At 72.0% G+C, this 18,036-nt stretch carries 13 protein-coding genes; 4 read left to right on the top strand and 9 right to left on the bottom strand.

The window, feature by feature from the left end:
- Positions 1 to 187 precede the first annotated feature (187 nt).
- On the top strand, positions 188 to 1,126 hold the full coding sequence (locus tag ACMCNN_RS10355; RefSeq protein WP_412745965.1) for a sulfite exporter TauE/SafE family protein: 939 nt from the start codon (positions 188 to 190) through the stop codon (positions 1,124 to 1,126).
- Positions 1,127 to 1,292: 166 nt separating this feature from the next.
- Here the strand turns inward: ACMCNN_RS10355 and ACMCNN_RS10350 are convergent, their stop codons facing one another.
- The 4 genes from ACMCNN_RS10350 to ACMCNN_RS10335 all read right to left on the bottom strand — a co-directional run bounded on the left by ACMCNN_RS10350 (position 1,293) and on the right by ACMCNN_RS10335 (position 6,646).
- Entirely contained in the window at positions 1,293 to 3,008 is a 1,716-nt protein-coding gene (locus tag ACMCNN_RS10350; RefSeq protein ID WP_412745964.1) for an aldehyde dehydrogenase family protein, read from the bottom strand.
- A gap of 96 nt (positions 3,009 to 3,104) precedes the next feature.
- Positions 3,105 to 4,589: a long-chain-fatty-acid--CoA ligase gene (locus tag ACMCNN_RS10345; RefSeq protein WP_412745963.1), complete on the bottom strand. Its 1,485-nt coding sequence runs from the start codon at positions 4,587 to 4,589 to the stop codon at positions 3,105 to 3,107.
- A gap of 38 nt (positions 4,590 to 4,627) precedes the next feature.
- The gene (locus ACMCNN_RS10340; RefSeq protein ID WP_412745962.1) at positions 4,628 to 5,920 is read right to left on the bottom strand and encodes an MFS transporter; all 1,293 of its coding nucleotides are present in this window, start codon (positions 5,918 to 5,920) and stop codon (positions 4,628 to 4,630) included.
- Between the two features lie 135 nt (positions 5,921 to 6,055).
- Positions 6,056 to 6,646 (bottom strand): TetR/AcrR family transcriptional regulator, encoded by a 591-nt coding sequence (locus ACMCNN_RS10335; RefSeq protein ID WP_412745961.1) that lies wholly within the window; start codon positions 6,644 to 6,646, stop codon positions 6,056 to 6,058.
- Positions 6,647 to 6,791: 145 nt separating this feature from the next.
- On the opposite strand from ACMCNN_RS10335, the gene ACMCNN_RS10330 reads away from it, so the two are divergent.
- Positions 6,792 to 9,155 carry a sulfatase-like hydrolase/transferase gene (locus ACMCNN_RS10330; protein WP_412745960.1) on the top strand — a complete coding sequence of 788 codons (2,364 nt, stop codon included), beginning with the start codon at positions 6,792 to 6,794 and terminating at the stop codon, positions 9,153 to 9,155.
- Between the two features lie 49 nt (positions 9,156 to 9,204).
- Here the strand turns inward: ACMCNN_RS10330 and ACMCNN_RS10325 are convergent, their stop codons facing one another.
- A complete protein-coding gene (locus tag ACMCNN_RS10325) occupies positions 9,205 to 10,122 on the bottom strand; it encodes a formylglycine-generating enzyme family protein (RefSeq protein WP_412745959.1) in 918 nt (305 codons plus the stop codon).
- A gap of 120 nt (positions 10,123 to 10,242) precedes the next feature.
- Between ACMCNN_RS10325 and ACMCNN_RS10320 the strand changes: the two genes are divergently transcribed.
- Together ACMCNN_RS10320 and ACMCNN_RS10315 are read left to right on the top strand one after the other, a co-directional pair.
- A complete protein-coding gene (locus ACMCNN_RS10320) occupies positions 10,243 to 12,102 on the top strand; it encodes an alkyl/aryl-sulfatase (protein ID WP_412745958.1) in 1,860 nt (619 codons plus the stop codon).
- Between the two features lie 37 nt (positions 12,103 to 12,139).
- Complete coding sequence (locus ACMCNN_RS10315) at positions 12,140 to 13,918, top strand: FAD-dependent oxidoreductase (protein ID WP_412745957.1); 1,779 nt, start codon at positions 12,140 to 12,142, stop codon at positions 13,916 to 13,918.
- Positions 13,919 to 13,977: 59 nt separating this feature from the next.
- Here ACMCNN_RS10315 and argH read toward each other — a convergent pair whose 3' ends face one another.
- The 4 genes from argH to argF are packed head-to-tail and all read right to left on the bottom strand — an operon-like array spanning position 13,978 to position 18,030.
- Positions 13,978 to 15,411 carry an argininosuccinate lyase gene (gene argH / locus ACMCNN_RS10310; RefSeq protein WP_412747125.1) on the bottom strand — a complete coding sequence of 478 codons (1,434 nt, stop codon included), beginning with the start codon at positions 15,409 to 15,411 and terminating at the stop codon, positions 13,978 to 13,980.
- Positions 15,408 to 16,610: an argininosuccinate synthase gene (locus ACMCNN_RS10305; protein ID WP_412745956.1), complete on the bottom strand. Its 1,203-nt coding sequence runs from the start codon at positions 16,608 to 16,610 to the stop codon at positions 15,408 to 15,410. The genes argH and ACMCNN_RS10305 overlap by 4 nt, the downstream gene beginning before the upstream one ends.
- Positions 16,607 to 17,107, bottom strand: coding sequence for an arginine repressor (locus tag ACMCNN_RS10300; protein WP_412745955.1), 501 nt, complete (start codon positions 17,105 to 17,107; stop codon positions 16,607 to 16,609). The genes ACMCNN_RS10305 and ACMCNN_RS10300 overlap by 4 nt, the downstream gene beginning before the upstream one ends.
- Positions 17,104 to 18,030 carry an ornithine carbamoyltransferase gene (gene argF, locus ACMCNN_RS10295; RefSeq protein ID WP_412745954.1) on the bottom strand — a complete coding sequence of 309 codons (927 nt, stop codon included), beginning with the start codon at positions 18,028 to 18,030 and terminating at the stop codon, positions 17,104 to 17,106. The genes ACMCNN_RS10300 and argF overlap by 4 nt, the downstream gene beginning before the upstream one ends.
- Between the last annotated feature and the right edge of the window lie 6 nt (positions 18,031 to 18,036).

Raw genomic sequence — 18,036 nt, 5'->3', positions numbered from 1 at the left:
CAAGTTCTGTAACACGAGCACCCAGTGGAAAGTGTCAATGGTCACAAACATTTCACGGATCTTGGTCTGCCGGGCAAGGGAGCGTTCTTTTCCCGCAACTTGATGACCATGACACCAACGGCGGGTATTTCCACAAAGTCAACCGAGTTAGTAGACAAGGAAGGTTTTCCCAGCCAGACTCTGGGCCATGGATCTCACCATGGCGCTGGCCGGTCTCGGGGTGGGCATCGTCGTCGGCCTCACCGGCATGGGCGGCGGCGCTCTGATGACACCCATCCTGGTGCTGCTGTTCGGTGTCCCGCCGATCGCGGCGGTCTCCAGCGACCTCGCCGCCAGCGCCGTCATGAAGCCGTTCGGCGGCGCCGTGCACGCCCGCCGCGGCACGGTGAACTGGCGCCTTGTCGGCTGGCTGTGCGCCGGCAGCGTGCCCAGCGCGTTCCTCGGCGTCCTGCTGCTGCGCATGATCGGTGACGACGCCGCCACCCAGCACACCATCAAGATCGCCCTCGGCGCGGCGCTGCTGCTGGCCGCCGCCGGGCTGGTGCTCAAGGCGTGGACCGGCCGCCGCCGCCCGGCCGAGACGGCGCCGGAGCCCGTCCGGGTACGCCCCCTGCCGACCCTGGCCCTGGGCGTGGTCGGTGGCCTCGTCGTGGGCCTGACCTCGGTCGGCTCCGGCTCGCTGATCATCGTGGTGCTGCTGGCGATCTACCCGAAGCTGCGCGCCAACGACCTCGTCGGCACCGACCTCGTCCAGGCCATCCCGCTGGTCCTGTCGGCCGCCCTCGGCCATGCCCTCTTCGGGGACCTGCACCTCGACATCACCGGCGCGGTCCTGCTCGGCTCCATCCCGGGCGTCCTGATCGGCGCCCGGATCTCGTCGCGGGCCCCGGTCGCGCTGATCCGTACCGCGCTCGTGGTGGTCCTGCTGGCCAGCGCGCTCAAGTTGCTGGACGTGCCCACCGCCGCGGTCGGGGTGATCACCGGCGCCGCGGTGCTGGCGGCGGTCGTCACCGCCGTGGTGACCCGGTCCCGCACCGGCCGCGTGACCGTGCCCAGCCTGCGGCCGGCCCGGGCCGGGTCGATCCCGGCCGCCCGCCCGGCAGCGGCCGAGCTGGCCCGGGACTGACGCCCGGGCCATCAGTCTCGCGCCGCGAGTCCCGCGCCGTCAGTGCCGGGTAGCGGCCGGGCCGGGCTGAGCGGCGCGGGCTCAGCGGCCAGCCGGACCTTTCCCGGAGGGCAAACGCCCCGGCCGTCGGCCGGGGCGCGCGCCGGAGACCGGCGACTGCGGCGGGCTATCCGCGCAGCGCGGAGGCGAAGATGGCCGGGATCGCGGACCACCGGGGCCGGGCGGCGAACTCGGCCAGCCTGCGGCCGGTCGTCGCGGCCGTCCGGTTGGTCACGAACCACGGCGGCTTCGGCATCAGGCTGAGCTGGCCCGTCATGACCGAACGCGGCAACGGCCGGAACGGCCCGTACACCACGGTGCGCTCGGGCCGGTGCAGCATCAGCGCGTTGTGCACCACGCCCCGGCCACTGCCGATGTCGTCCAGCGGGTGGCCCGGGTAGGCGCCCCAGGTGGCGCGGGCGGTCATGTAGCCCAGGCCGGTCCAGGCGTTGACGCCGACGGTCCCGTACCGCAGTGCGGCGATGCTCTCCCGCAGGGCCGCCCCGAGCCGGCGCTGGGTGCCGGGGTCGATCACCAGGTTGGCGCCGAGCGTGCCGTGCATGCGCTCGTTGGCGACCTCGACCGCGGCGTTCAGGAACGCGAGGTCCGTGCCCGGCAGCTCGACCACGCCGAGGACCGGCCCGAAGTATTCGGTGCTGAACGCGGACTCCCCCGCGTCACCGGCCTGCAGACCCCACAGCACGGTGCGCTCCGTGGTGCCGCCCACTGCCTCGAAGTCCGGATGCGCCCGCCGCGCGCCGGACACCCGCGCATCGCAGCCCGGATACCAGGCCGGACGGGCCGGCGCGCCGGCGATCGCGTCGCGCAGGGCGGCGAAGAACTCCTGCTTCTGCGGCCAGTCCGCGCTGACGATGACGACCTGCGCGGCGATGCAGTTGAAGCCGCTGTTGTGCAGCCGCTGGGTGGCGATGTGCTCGGCCTGGAACCGCAGGTCGGCGCTCGACCAGTTCCCGGGCACCACGATGGTCGGCGACACCCCGCCCAGCTCGCTGGTGACGGGCTTGTCGATGCGCGGCACGCCGGACGCCTTGGCCGCCGTGGCCGCCGCCCCGGTGCCCCAGACGATCGCGTCGTGCGTGGCCTCGCTGCCGGTCAGGTGGATCGCGGCGACGTCCGGGTGGGTGACCAGGTGGTCGCCGACGCTCGCGTCGCCGCAGACGATGCGGACGTACCCGCGCTCGATGAACGGGGCGAACACCGCCTCGAACACCGGCAGCAACGGGTCGGTGATCGGGTTGAGCTTCAGCACGACCACCCGGTTGTACGCGTACAGCTGGTAGAGCACGTCCAGCGGCGCGATCGAGGTGATGTTGCCGGCGCCCATGACGACGGCGACACCGGCGGTCTGCTCGGGGTTGCGCAGGCCCAGACCGGCGCGTTCCCGGGTCTCGGCCTCGGTGACGCCGGGCTCCATCCAGACCTCGGCCCGGAAGCCGCTGAGCAGGAGCCGGTCGAACACGTCGTGCGGAAGCACGTCGACGGCCACCCGGCCGCCGGGCGCCCCGCCGACGGGGTAACCGGCCAGCAGGTCGCGGCCCTTCTCCAGGTTGACCATCGTGTCGGCGAGCGCGCCGGTGTAGCCGAGGACCGCCCACGGCCCGCTGATCCACTCCTCGCCGACCAGCGGGGAGTCGGCGGGCAGCTGCTTGATCGCCGCGGCGACGCGTACCCATTCCCCGCCGTGCGTGGCGACGTTGTCGTGCAGGCGCCGCAGCAGCGCGCGGCGGGAGCTGAGCGGCTCGGCGGCCCAGCCTCGTTCGCCATCGCGCAACTCGGCGATCGCCTGGTCCAGTTCTGCGGTCGTGGCGGTGCTGCTACTCATGCGGCAGGTCCTTGTCAGCGCGGTGAACCCGGAGAGGGAGTTGGAAGATACCGGGCCGCTGCCCGACGCGACAGGCAGCGGTGTCCGGGGAGCAGCTCAGGCCGGCAGGTCGGCGGGTGCCTGGACCTCGCGCTTGAGGATCTTGCCGGTGGGGGTCTTCGGCAGTTCGTCGACGATCCACACGTGCCGCGGGTACTTGTACGCCGCGGCCTGCGCCTTGACGTGCTCGCGGATCTCCTCCGGCGTGGCGGCCGCGCCGGGCTTGAGCGCGATAGCGGCACAGACCTCCTCGCCGAGTTCGGCGTGCGGGACGCCGATGACGGCGGCCTCGTGCACCGCCGGGTGCTCGTACAGCAGCTCCTCGATCTCGCGCGGGTACACGTTGTACCCACCCCGGATGATCATGTCTTTCTTGCGGTCGACGATGAAGAAGTAGCCGTCGTCGTCGACGCGGGCGAGATCGCCGGAGTGGAACCAGCCGTCGGCGTCGATCACCTCCGCCGTCGCGTCGGGGCGCCTCCAGTAGCCCTTCATGATGTTGTGGCCGCGGATGACGATCTCCCCGATGCCGTCTGTCACGTCGCGCAGCGCCATCTCCACCCCGGCGACCGGCGTGCCGATCGAGCCGGGCTTGCGCTCGCGGCCGGCGTGGTTGAAGGACGCCACCGGCGAGGTCTCCGACAGCCCGTAGCCCTCCAGGACGATGCACCCGAACGCCGCCTCGAAGGAGCGCAGCACCTCGACCGGCAGCGCCGCGCCGCCGGAGGCGCACAACCGCAGGCTGCCGGTGTCGAACCCGGCCCGGTCGGGGTGGGCCAGCAGGGCCGCGTACATGGTCGGTACGCCCTGGAAGATCGTGATGCGGTGCCGGGCAACGGTGTCGAGCACCTGTCCCGCGTCGAAGCGCGGCACCAGCGCCAGGCAGGCCCCGGCCGCCACCGAGGCGTTGAGCCCACACGTCTGCCCGAACGAGTGGAACAGCGGCAGCGCACCGAGCACCACGTCGCCGGCCGTGATCGACATCAGGTCGACGGCGACCTGCGTGTTGCGGATCAGGTTGGCGTGGGTCAGCTCGGCGCCCTTGGGTGTGCCCGTGGTGCCCGACGTGTACAGGATGACCGCGGTGTCTGTGTCGTCGCGCTCGACGATCTCGTGCTGCGGCGCGGTGTCCGCGAGCAGGGTCTCGAACTCGCCGGGGGTCACCAGCTGGCAGTCGGTGCCGGCGGCGGCCGCACCGGCAACGGCCTCGGCGGCGAAGCCGTGCCACGCCAGCACCAGAGCGGCCCGCGAGTCGTCCAGGTAGAAGGCGACCTCGCGGGACTTCAACAGCACATTCATCGGTACGACGACGGCGCCCGCGCGCAGGATGCCGTAGTACGCGACGGCGAACTGCGGCACGTTGGGCAGCATGAGGCCGACGCGGTCCCCCGGCCGTACGCCGCGATCGCGCAGCAGGCCCGCGACGCGGGCGCTGGCCCCGTCGAGCTCGGCGTAGGTCAGGACGTGGTCGCCGAGGCGCACCGCGGGGGCGGCGCTGTCGCGGGCGAGGGTGGCGGCCAGGTTGCGGGCCAGACTGGACATCGCAGGCCTTTCATCGTCGAGAAGGGCGGACGGGTGGGTCAGGCGGACAGGCGGTGACGATCGCGGGCCGGGTCGACGAGCGTGAACGCGGCCGTCCCACCCAGCAGGAGCAGGACGCCGGTCAGCAGGATGGCCTGCTGGTATCCCGCCGTGCCGTGCGCGTCGACCAGGTAGCCGGTCAGCGTGGGTGCGATCAGTCCGGCGGTGGTGACCACGGCGTTCATGAGCCCCAGCGCTCCGCCGCGACGTCCGGCCGGGGCGAGCTCGGCCACCGTGGTAACCGCGATGGTGGCCATCACGGTGCACAGCCCGAACCCGAGGATCAGCAGCAGCAGGGCGAGGGGAGCCCGCTGCGCCGCGGCGAGGGCGAGGCAGCCCACGGAGCTGACGACGAGGACGACACCACCGACCCGGGCGCGGGCCCACCGGCTGCTGACGCCGCGGCGCAGCAGCCATCCGGTGAGTCCGGCCTGGCCCAGCAGGGCGACGGCGTTGACCGCGGACAGCAGCGCGATCAGGTTCGCGGCGGTGGCGGTCGAGTAGCCCAGTGCGTTGTGCAGGTACGACGGCAGCCAGACGATCGTCAGGGCGACCACCCAGTACGTACTGAAGTAGGCGGCCGTGATGCCGAGCCAGGAGCGCGTGGCGAGGATCCGCCGGTAGCCGACCCCGCTCGTGGGGTCGCTGGTCGCCGCGGACGGCGCGGCCGTGTGGCTGCCCTCGCCGCCGACGAACGCCCAGCCCAGCGCCCACACCGCGCCGACGACGGCCACCACCGCGAAGGCGGCGCGCCAGCTGTGGTGGTTCACCACCCAGGTCAGCGTCGGTGCGGCGATGACCACGCCGAGGGTGCTGCCGACGGTGATCAGCGCGCTGGGCAGGTTGCGGCGTTCGTTGGGGAACCAGGACAGCGCCGCCTGCTGGGCGACGGGGAACGCGGGGCCCTCGGCGGCGCCCAGCAGTACCCGCGAGACGAACAGGGCGGCGACGCCACCACCGAGCGCCATCGGCGACTGGGAGACCGACCAGAGCACGACCATGCCGAGCAGCAGCCACCGTGGCCGGATCCGGTCGGCGAGGACTCCGCCGAGCGCGCCGAAGATGGAGAACAGCAGGAAGAAGGCGCTGTTGGCGAGCCCGAACTGGGTGGCAGACAGGCCGAGGTCGTGACGGATCGGATCGGCGGTGAGGCCCAGAATGGCCTTGTCCGCAAAGTTGATCACCATGAAGGCGACGAGCATCGCGACGACGGTCCAGGCCCGGCGGCGGGCGGCGCCGGCGGGTTCGCGAGGAAGTATCGGCGTTTCGGGTACGGCTCGGGTGTCGGTCACAGGGGCTCCGCGGGGGGCTGCAGAGGGACGGGGGGTTCCCCTGTGTGACCTCCGACACCGGGGATTCGTTACCGCCAGTATCATTATTAGGGGTCGGCTCGGCAAGACCCCGGAACAGGAAAAAGGGGGGCCGGGTCAGGCCGCGGCAGCCACCGCGCGGGTGATCATGTCGGCCACATCCGCGGCGAACCGCTCGTCCGGCAGCCGCTGCTCCATCACCAGGCGGAACACCAGCGGCGCGGCCACCATCGTCGCCGCCGCCTGCACGTCGACGTCGCCACGGACGTCGCCACGGGCGATCCCGCGTTCGAGGATCTTCCTCGTCTCGCCCATGATCCGGGAGACGTAGGCGCGATACACGCCGCTGGCGTCGCCGCCCTCCTCCACTGCGGTGATCATGCCGGCCAGCAGCCGCGACGTGCCGGGCATCCGGTAGGCCGCGAGACGGGCGTCGAGCACCGCCCGCAGTTCAGCCCGGAAGTCACCCATGTCGGGCACGGTCAGTTCGCCGATACGGTTCTCCGCCGCCGCGATGACCAGGTCGTGCTTGCCGGGCCACCGGCGGTAGATCGCCGGCTTGCTCACGCCGGCACGAGCGGCCACCGCGTCCATCGTCACCGCGGCCATGCCCTGCTCGGTCACCAGTTCCAGGACCGCCGACAGCACCGCCCCGGTCACCCGCTCCTCCCGCGGCCGGCCCGGCCGACGCTCCACCCGACTCACCATGCCCGAAGCGTACGTGCGGTCATGCCGCAGTCCATGTTGCCGCGGGAACCCTTGACCCGCCTGCCATCAATAACGTTACCATGGGTAACGATATTAGCCCGCGATCGGGCGGACGGCGACGTCGCACCATCCCCGAGGAGGCCCCGTGTCAGACCACCTGCCGCGTACCGTGCTGCCCATGCCGGACCGGGCACACACCGGACCGGTCACCCACGACGTGCACGACCCGGACCACCGCCAGTCCCCGATCACGCCGCTGCGCCCGCCCGCGGGCGCGCCCAACGTCCTGATCGTGCTGCTCGACGACGTCGGCTTCGGCGCCAGCAGCGTCTTCGGCGGCCCCGTGGACACCCCGATCGCGCAGCGGCTGGCCGACGGCGGCCTGCGCTACAACCGCTTCCACACCACGGCCATGTGCTCGCCGACCCGGCAGGCGCTGCTGACCGGCCGCAATCACCACTCGGTGGGGATGGGCGGCATCACCGAGCTGGCGACCGGCGTGCCCGGCTATCACACGGTGCGGCCGAACACGAAGGCACCGCTGCCCGAGACGCTCCGGCTCAACGGGTACGCCACCGCGCAGCTGGGCAAGTGCCACGAGGTGCCGGTGTGGGAGACGAGCCCGGCCGGCCCGTTCGACCGGTGGCCGACGGGCAGCGGGTTCGAGTACTTCTACGGCTTCGTCGGCGCGGAGACCAGCCAGTACTACCCCACCCTGTACGAGGGCACCACGCCGGTCGAGCCGCGGCGCACCCCGGAGCAGGGCTACCACCTGACAGAGGATCTGGCCGACCGGGCGGTGGACTGGATCCGCCGCCAGCACGCGCTGCAGCCGGACCGGCCGTTCTTCATGTACTTCGCCCCCGGCGCCACGCACGCCCCGCACCACGCCCCGCGGGAGTGGTCCGACCGGTACGCCGGACGCTTCGACGCCGGCTGGGACGCGCTGCGCGAGGAGATCTTCGCGCGGCAGAAGGCGCTCGGTGTCATCCCGGCCGACGCGGAGCTGACCGCGTTCAACGCGGAGATCCCGCACTGGGACGAGATGCCCGACGAGCTCAAGCCGGTCCTGGCGCGGCAGATGGAGGTCTACGCCGGATTCCTGGCGCACACCGACCACCACGTCGGCCGGGTCGTGCAGGCGATCGACGACCTGCAGCTGCTGGACGACACGCTGATCTTCTACATCCTCGGGGACAACGGCGCGTCGGCCGAGGGCACCCTGCAGGGCAGCTTCAACGAGTTCATCAACTTCAACGGGCTCGGCGCGCTGGAGACCGCCGACTTCCTGCGGGCGCGGGTCGACGAGTTCGGCACACCGACCGCCTACAACCACTACGCGGCCGGGTGGGCGCACGCGCTGAGCACGCCGTACCAGTGGACCAAGCAGGTCGCCTCGCACTGGGGCGGGACACGCAACGCGACGATCGTGCACTGGCCCGCCCGCATCGCGGCCGCCGGGGGCCTACGCCAGCAGTTCGCCCACGTCATCGACGTGGCACCGACCATCCTGGAGGCCGCGGGCCTGCCCGAGCCGGTCGCCGTGCACGGGGTCACCCAGGCGCCGATCGAGGGGGTCAGCCTCGGGTACACGTTCGGCGACGCCACCGCGGCCGACCGGCACCAGACGCAGTACTTCGAGATCGCCGGCAACCGCGGGGTCTACCACCACGGCTGGACCGCGGTGACCAAGCACCGCACCCCCTGGCAGGTCGTCGGCATGCAGGTGGTCGCGTTCGACGACGACGTGTGGGAGCTGTACGGCCCGGACGACTGGACCCAGTCCCGGGACCTGGCCGCCGAGCAGCCGCAGATGCTGCACCGGCTGCAGCGGCTCTGGCTGATCGAGGCGACCCGGCACGGCGTACTGCCGTTGGACGACCGGATGGCCGAGCGGTGCGACGCGACCCTGTCCGGCCGGCCGCAGCTGATCAAGGGCAGCACGCAGGTGCTGTTCCCGGGCATGGGGCACCTCAACGAGAACTCGGTGCTCAGCATCAAGAACCGCAGCCACGCGGTCACCGCGCAGATCGTGGTGCCCGAATCCGGGGCCGCGGGCGTCATCGTGTCCCAGGGCGGCATGGCCGGCGGCTGGAGCCTGTACGCCGTCGACGGCCGGTTGCGCTACTGCTACAACCTGGTCGGCCTGCGCCACTTCTCCGTCGGCACCGACACCGCGCTGGCGCCCGGGGAGCACCAGGTGCGCATGGAGTTCGCCTACGACGGCCCCGGCCTGGCCAAGGGCGGCACCGTCACGCTGTACTGCGACGGCGCCGAGGTCGGCCGGGGTCCGGTCGCGGCGACCCAGCCGGTGGTGTTCTCCGCGGACGAGGCCACCTGTGTCGGCCGGGAGACCGGCTCCCCCGTCACGCCCGACTACCCGGCCCGGGACAACGAGTTCACGGGCACCATCCGCTGGGTGCAGATCGACGTGGACGCCGCCGCCGGGAACCCCGAGCACCTGATCCCGATCGAGGAGCGCTGGCGGATCGCCATGGCCCGCCAGTGAGAAGCCGGGTGGACGCCGCGGGACCTCCTCGCTTCGCGGCGTCCACCCTTCATGGACGCGTGGACGGCCGCGCCACGCAGCGGAAGCCGACGTGACCGGTCGTGGTGTCGATCGGCTGGGGCAGCCGGGCGGCCGGGCGGTAGCGGCGGCAGTAGTTCGGCGCGCACAGATACGAACCACCCTTGATCACCTTGCGGGGTATCCGCGCCGGTGGCGGCAACGCCGGGTCGACCGAGGACGCCCTGGCGCCGCCGCAGCAGGCCGGCGCGGGCTCGGCCCGGTGGGCGGACCACCAGTCGGCGGTCCACTCCCACACGTTGCCGATCATGTCGTGCAGCCCGAAGCCGTTGACCGGGAAACTGCCCACCGGCGACGTCCAGTACCAGCCGTCGGCCTGCTCGTTGGCGTACGGGAAGTCGCCCTGCCAGACGTTGGCCATGTGCCGGCCGTCCGGGGTCAGCTCGGTGCCCCAGGCGTACTCGCCGGAACCGCCGGCGCGGGCGGCGTACTCCCACTCGGCCTCGGTGGGCAGGGTCCGGCCCGCCCAGGCGGCGTACGCCTCGGCGTCGGCGTGACCGACGTGCACGACAGGGTGGTGTCCCAGGCCGTCGATGCCGCTGCCCGGCCCCTGCGGGTGGCGCCAGTCGGCGCCGGCGACCGCGGACCACCACAGGTACGCGTCGCGCAGGTCTACCGGGTACGCGGGCGGGGTGAACACCGCCGACGACGGCACCAGCAGCGCCGGGTCCGCATCCGGGTAGTCGGCCGCGTCGGGCGCCCGTTCGGCGAGGGTCGTGTGGCCCGTGTCGGCGACGAACGCCGCGAACTGGTCGTTGGTCACCGGGTGCCGGTCGATGTGGAAGCCGTCCACGGCCATCGGGTGGGCCGGGCCCTCCTCCGGGTAGTGCGCGTCGGAGCCCATCGTGAACCGGCCGCCCGGCACCCACACCATCCCGTCCGTGGCCATGTCCTACCTCCGTCGTTCCGGGTCCAGCCGGGGTGCCGCCACCAGCGAGTACTTGACAGCCGATCCGCAATAACGATACTGCAGGTAACGATATTTGGGACGCCCTGAAAGCGAGCCTCGATGAGCGCCAAGGAACTCGACTTGAACGACCCCACCGACCAGGACAACGTCAACCGCGGCCTGATCGACAAGTGGGAGCCGTGCGTCATCCGCGACGACACCGGACGGGTCGTCTGGGACAACGACCGCTGGGACTTCCTGCGTACGGACGAGTGCCCCGAGACCGTGCATCCCGGCCTGTGGCGCCAGAGCGGTCACAACAGCGTGCAGGGTTTGTTCGAGGTCGTACCCGGCATCTACCAGATCCGCGGTCTCGACATCTCCACCATGACCCTCGTCGAGGGCGACGCCGGTGTGGTGGTCATCGACCCGCTGGTCTCCCGGGAGTGTGCGGCGGCGGGCCTGGAGCTGTACCGCCGCAACCGGGGTGAGCGCCCGGTGACCGCGGTGGTCTACACCCACAGCCACGCCGACCACTTCGGCGGCGTCCAGGGCGTCACCACCGCCGAGGACGTCGCCGAGGGGCGGGTCACGATCGTCGCGCCCGAGGCCTTCCTGGAACACGCGGTCAGCGAGAACATCTTCGCCGGTCCCGCGATGCGCCGCCGCGCCGTCTACATGTACGGCAACGCGTTGCCCGCCGGCCCGGACGGCATGGTCGGTTTCGGCCTCGGCCAGGGCGTGTCCGCGGGCACCTTCGGCCTGATCCCACCGACCGTGACCGTCAGCGAGACCGGCCAGGAGCTGATCCTCGACGGGGTGCGGTTCGTCTTCCAGATGGTCCCGGACACCGAGGCGCCGTCCGAGTTCAACTTCTACTTCCCGGACCGCAGGGTGCTGCTGGTGTCCGAGACGGTCAGCCACACCCTGCACAACGTGCTGACGCCGCGCGGGGCAATGGTGCGCGACGCCCGGGCGTGGGCCGGGTACCTCACCGAGAGCATCCAGCTGTTCCACTCCGCCGAGGTCCTCATCGGATCGCACCACTGGCCGACCTGGGGCCGCGAGCAGGTCATCGAGATCCTCACCCAGCAGCGCGACGCGTACGCGTACCTGCACGACCAGACCGTACGGCTGATGAACCGCGGCCTGACCGGTCCGGAGATCGCCGAGGAGCTCACCGAACTCCCCGGCGCGCTCGGCGGGGCGTGGAGCGTGCGCGGCTACTACGGCTCGCTCAACTTCAACGTCAAGGCGGTCTACCAGCGCTACCTGGGCTGGTTCGACGGCAACCCCGCCCACCTCTGGCAACACCCGCCGGTCGAACAGGCCAAACGGTACGTGGACTTCATGGGCGGCGCGGACGCCGTGGTGGCGAGGGCCCGGGAGTCGTTCGCGGCCGGGGATCTGCGGTGGGTGGCCGAGGTGCTCAACCACGTGGTGTTCGCCGAGCCGGAGCACGCCGGGGCCCGCGATTTGCAGGCCCGTACGTTCGAGAAGCTGGGCTTCGCCCAGGAGAACGGCGTCTGGCGCAACTTCTACCTCACCGGCGCCAGGGAACTGCGGGTCGGCGCCGAGGCCCTGAGCGGCAACGAGCCGCGGATGAGCGCGGACATCCTGGCCGGGCTCTCCACCGAGCAGGTCTTCCAGTCGATGGCGGTCCGTCTCGACGGCCCGAGCGCCGCAGCCCACCGGCTGCTGGTGCGGTGGGAGTTCCCCGACACCGACGAGGTGTGGACGGTGCTGGTCGGCAACGGGGTACTCACCCCGATGCGCGGTGCCGCGCCCGGCGACGAGGACCCGCAGCTCACGCTGCGCCTCGACCGGGCCGTACTCGACCTGATTCTGGCCCGGCGCACGACCTTCCCCGACCAGATCGCGTCCGGCGCGGTGTCCGCCGACGGCGACCTGAGTGTGCTCCTCACCCTGTTCGGCCTGCTGGAGGAGCCGCCGGGGCACTTCCGGATCGCCCTTCCCTAACTGCCGCCCCGCCTCATCCCCCTCGGAGGTTTCCCCCATGACGACTCCCCTGAACGACCAGGCAGACGACTACGACGTCGTCGTGGTCGGCTCCGGCTTCGGCGGTGCGGTGTCCGCCCTGCGGCTCAGCGAGAAGGGCTACCGCGTCGCGGTCCTGGAGGCGGGTCGCCGGTTCACCGCCGGCGACCTGCCGAAGAACTCCTGGGACCTGCGCAACTACCTGTGGGCGCCCGCCCTCGGCCTGTTCGGCATCCAGCGCATCCACCTGCTGCGCAACGTGCTGATCCTGGCCGGTGCGGGCGTCGGCGGCGGCTCCCTCAACTACGCCAACACCCTGTACGTCCCGCCGAAGGCGTTCTTCACCGACCAGCAGTGGGGGCACATCACCGACTGGCAGCAGGAACTGGCCCCCTACTACGAGCAGGCGCAACGGATGCTCGGCGTGCGGCTCAACCCCACCATCACCCCGGCCGACACGCACCTGCGGGCGGTCGCGGAGCAGATGGGGGTGGGCGGCAGTTTCCACACGACGCCGGTCGGTGTCTTCTTCGGCGACGGCGACGACGCGGACGGTGGCCGCCGGGCCCGCCCGGGCGGCGAGGCCGAGGACCCGTACTTCGGTGGCGTGGGACCGGCCCGCAAGGCCTGCATCGAATGCGGCGAGTGCATGACGGGCTGCCGGCACGGGGCCAAGAACATGCTCACCGAGAACTACCTGTACCTCGCCGAACGCAACGGCGTCGAGATCCACCCGCTCACCACTGTCACCCGGATCAGCGAGCAGGGCGACGGCTACCTGGTCGAGACGCGGCGCTCCGGCTCGCGCAGGCGGGGCAGGCGGGGCTTCACCGCCCGGCACGTCATCGTGGCCGCCGGCACGTACGGCACCCAGACGCTGCTGCACACGCTCAAGGCCCGGGGTGACCTGCCGCGCCTGTCCGACCGGCTGGGCTACCTCAGCCGCACCAACTCCGAGGCGGTGGTGACCGCGCAAACCACCGACCGCCGTTTCGGGCAGCGCGCCGACTTCACCAAGGGCGTGGCGATCACCTCGTCCATCCACCCGGACGAGCACACGCACATCGAGGTGGTCCGCTACGGCAAGGGCTCCAACGCCATGGGGCTGCTGTCCGTGCTGCAGGTACCGGGTGGCGGCCGCGGACCGCGCTGGCTGCGCTTCCTCGCCACCGGCGCGCGGCACCCGGTGCTGCTGGCCCGCTCGCTGAGCAAGCGCCGCTGGTCGGAGCGCACCATCATCGGCCTGGCCATGCAGTCGCTGGACAACTCCCTCACCGTCTCGACGAAGAAGGTGCGCGGCGGCAAGGCGAAGCTGACCTCCCGCCAGGGGCACGGGGCGCCGAACCCGAGCTGGATCCCCGCCGCCGACGAGGCGGCCCGCCTACTGGCCGGTGAGATCAACGGCTTCCCGAGCAGCACGATCGGCGAGATCTTCGACGTCCCGCTGACCGCGCACTTCATCGGCGGCTGCCCCATCGGCGACAGCCCGGACACCGGCGTCATCGACCCCTACCACCGGCTGTACGGCCATCCCGGGATCAGCGTCGTCGACGGTTCGGCCATCTCGGCGAACCTCGGCGTCAACCCGTCCCTGACGATCACGGCGCAGGCGGAGCGGGCCATGTCCATGTGGCCGAACAAGGGTGAGACCGACTCGCGCCCCGCTCCGGGCCGGCCCTACCGGTCGACGCCGCCGGTCCGGCCGGTGCGTCCCGCGGTGCCCGAGGCCGCGTTCGGGGCGCTGCGCCTGCCGTTCCCCACCCTCAGGCCGGGAGCGGCCGACCCCGCGCAGGGATGACCGCGTGCCCGGCGTCACCTCGTTGGGCGCAACGAGGTGACGCCGGGCGCTCCCGTCGGTCAGCGGGGGACGACCGTCTCGATCGCCCACTCGCGCCACGAGTCCAGCCGGTGCTGCACCGTGGCGAGCTGCTCGGCCACCGGGCCCGGCCCGGTCGACCCGAACGTGGTGCGGGCCGCCAGCGCGGAGCGCACCGACAGCACCTCCCGGACGGTCGGGTCGAGGTGTTCGCTGACCGTCTTGAGGTCGTCGTCCGTGACGTCCTCCAGCTCGCACTCGCGGGCCGCGCACAGGGCGACCAGCTGGCCGGTGATCTCGTGGGCGTCGCGGAACGGCACGCCGCGCCGCACCAGCCAGTCGGCCACCTCGGTGGCCAGCGAGAAGCCGACCGGCGCGGAGGCGACCAGCCGGTCCACCCGTACCGTCATGGTGGAGATCATCCCGGCGAGCGCGGGCAGCAGCAGTTGCAGGGTGTCGACCGCGTCGAAGGCCGGCTCCTTGTCCTCCTGCATGTCCCTGTCGTACGTCAGCGGCAGGCCCTTGAGCATGGTCAGCACCGCGACGAGGCCGCCGACGAGGCGGCCCGACTTGCCGCGGGCCAGCTCGGCGATGTCCGCGTTCTTCTTCTGCGGCATGATCGACGAGCCGGTGGCGAACGCGTCGTCCAGCTCCACCCAGCCGAACTCGGTGGAGGTCCAGAGCACCACCTCCTCGCCGAGGCGGGACAGGTGCACCCCGATCAGCGCGGTGACGAACAGGAACTCGGCCACGAAGTCGCGGTCGGCGACCGCGTCCATCGAGTTCGGCGCGGGCGCGGCGAAGCCCAGCTCGTGGGCGACCGCGGCCGGGTCCAGCGGCAGCGACGAGCCGGCGAGCGCGCCCGAGCCGAGCGGGCTGATCGCGGCCCGCGCGTCCCAGTCGCGCAGCCGGTCCAGGTCACGCAGCAGCGGCTGGACGTGTGCCAGCAACCAGTGCCCGAAGCTGACCGGCTGGGCGTGCTGCACGTGCGTCATGCCGGGGGCGGGCGTGTCCACGTGCCGTTCGGCCTGCTCGACCAGGGCGTCGGCCAGCTCGACCAGCCGGGCGGCCACCCCGCGCGCGTGATCGCGCAGGTACATGCGCAGGTCCGTGGCGACCTGGTCGTTGCGGGAGCGGCCCGCGCGCAGCTTGCCGCCGAGCGCGCCGAGGCGTTCCAGCAGGCCGCGTTCCAGCGCGGTGTGCACGTCCTCGTCGTCCACGGTCGGCCGGAACTCGCCGGAGGCGCAGGCGGCCTCCAGGTCGTCCAGGGCGGCCAGCATCCGGCCCAGTTCGTCGGGGTCGAGCAGGCCCGCGGCGGCCAGCACCCGGGCGTGCGCGCGGGACGCCGCGATGTCGTACGGCGCGAGCCGCCAGTCGAATTGGACGCTCACCGACAGCCGGGCGAGCGCCTCGGCGGGGCCGCCGGCGAACCGGCCGCCCCACAGCGAAGTATGTTCTTCCGTCACGGCGCTCAGTCTGCCAGCCGCTTGTCCCGGGCCGACGCCATCCGCGACGGCAGGCCCCACAGCTGCACGAATCCCTTGGCGAGGGACTGGTCGAACGTGTCGCCGGTGTCGTAGGTGGCCATCGCGAAGTCGTACAGGCTGGCCTCGGAGCGGCGGCCGGTGACCACGGCGCGGCCGCCGTGCAGGACGAGCCGGACCTCGCCGGTGACGTGCTGCTGCGCCTCGTCGATGAACTTGTCCAGCGCGTCCTTGAGCGGGGAGAACCACAGGCCGTCGTAGACCAGTTCGGCCCAGCGCTGGTCGACGCCGCGCTTGAAGCGGGCCAGGTCGCGTTCGACGGTGACGTTCTCCAGCTCCTGGTGGGCGGCGATCAGGGCGATCGCGCCGGGGGCCTCGTACACCTCGCGGCTCTTGATGCCCACGAGGCGGTCCTCGACCATGTCGAGGCGGCCGACGCCCTGCGCGCCCGCCCGCCGGTTCAACTCCGTGATGGCCTGCAGCGGGGTGACGGTCTCCCCGTCGATCGCGACAGGGTTGCCCCTGTCGAACGTGATGACGACCTCGTCGGCGTCGCGCGGCTCCGCCGGGTTCTTCGTGTACGAGTACAGCTCCTCGATCGGCGCGTTCCAGATGTCCTCCAGGAAGCCGGTCTCGACGGCGCGGCCCCACAGGTTCTGGTCGATCGAGTACGGCGACTTGTGGGTCACGTCGATCGGCAGGCCCTTCTCCTCGGCCAGCACGATCGCCTTGTCCCGGGTCCACGCGTAGTCGCGCGCCGGGGCGATGACCTTCAGGTCGGGCGCCAGCGCGCCGATGCCCACCTCGAAGCGCACCTGGTCGTTGCCCTTGCCGGTGCAGCCGTGCGACACGATCGTGCCGCCGTGCCGGCGGGCCGCGTCGACCAGGTGCCGCACGATCAGCGGGCGGCTCAGCGCCGACACCAGCGGGTAGCGGTCCATGTAGAGGGCGTTGGCGCGCAGCGCGGGCAGGCAGAAGTCGGCGGCGAACTCGTCGCGCGCGTCCACCACGACGCTCTCGGCGGCGCCGCAGTCCAGGGCGCGCTGCCGGATCACGTCCATGTCCTCGCCGCCCTGCCCGACGTCGAGCGCGACGGCGATCACCTCACCGCCGGTCTGCTCGGCCAGGTACGGGATGGCCACGGAGGTGTCGAGACCTCCGGAGTAGGCAAGTACGACCCGCTCGGTCACGGGGTGCTCCTTCCAAGGTTGTCTGCGGTATGGCCGGCCCAGTCGGCGAGCTTCTCGGCCAGGGCCTTGCCGCCGGTCACGTCGCGGGCCACGACGAGGATGGTGTCGTCGCCGGCAATGGTGCCGACGACGTCGGAGAGCCCGGAGCGGTCCAGCGCGCTGGCGAGGAACTGCGCCGCCCCGGGCGGGGTTCGCAGCACCGCGATGTTGCCGCTGGCGTCCACCCCGGTCAGCAGTTCCCGCAGCAGGCGCTGCAGGCGGGCCGGGCCCTGCTGGGTCTCGCGCAGGGGACGCTGGCCGTCCTCCGGGATCAGGTAGGCGCCGCCGACCTTGATGGCGTTCAGCTCCTCCAGGTCGCGCGACAGGGTGGCCTGGGTGACCTGGATGCCTTCGGCGGCCAGAATTTCCCCCAGCTCGGTCTGTGAGCGCACGGACCGTTCCCCGATCAGCGCGACGATCCGGGCGTGCCGCCCGGCCCGGGTCACCGGCCCGGTCATGATTTCTCCACGAGCCAGGTGAGCAGCGCCTTCTGGGCGTGCAGCCGGTTCTCGGCCTGGTCGAACACGGCGCTCTGGGCGCCGTCGAGGACCTCGTCGGTGATCTCCTCGCCGCGGTGGGCGGGCAGGCAGTGCAGCACGATCGCGTCGCTCCCGGCCGCGGCCAGCAGGTCCTTGTTGATCTGGTACGGCCAGAACGGGGTGCGCCGGTCGCGCCCGTCGCCCTCCTGACCCATGGACGTCCACGTGTCGGTGGCCAGCACGTCCACCCCGTCCGCCGCCTCGTACGGGTCGCGCAGCACCTCGACGGAGCCGCCGGTCCACGCCGCGATCTCGGCGGCCCGCGACACCACGGCCGGTGCGGGGTCGAACCCGGACGGCCCGGCGACCCTGACGTGCATCCCGGCGGTGGCCCCGGCCAGCAGGTACGAGTGGGCCATGTTGTTCGCGGCGTCACCCACGTACGCGAGGCGGCGCCCGGCCGTACCGCCGCACCGTTCCCGGATGGTCTGCAGGTCGGCCAGCAGCTGGCACGGGTGGTAGCCGTCGGTCAGCGCGTTGATGACCGGCACCCGCACGTCGGAGGCGAGTTCGGCGAGGCGGTCGTCGCCGCTGGTGCGGTACACGATGGCGGCGGCGTACCGGGAGACGACCCGGCCCGCGTCGGCCAGGGTCTCGCCGCGCCCGAAGTGGGTGGCCTGGGTGTCCACGATGATCGGGTTGCCGCCCAGCTCGGCGATGCCGGTCTCGAACGACAGCCGGGTCCGCAGGCTGGCCTTGTCGAAGAAGACAGCCACGGACTTCGGCCCGGCCAGCGGGTGGTGCCCGAACCGGTCCGCCTTCATGGTCGCGGCCAGGTCCAGCACCTCGGCTTGCTCGGCCGGGGAGAGGTCGTCGTCGCGCAGAAAGTGCCGGGCCGTCACAGTGCC

It is taken from the genome of Krasilnikovia sp. MM14-A1004, assembly GCF_047159485.1.
Lineage (GTDB): Bacteria > Actinomycetota > Actinomycetes > Mycobacteriales > Micromonosporaceae > Actinoplanes.
This window is presented reverse-complemented; position numbering and strand designations above follow the sequence as displayed.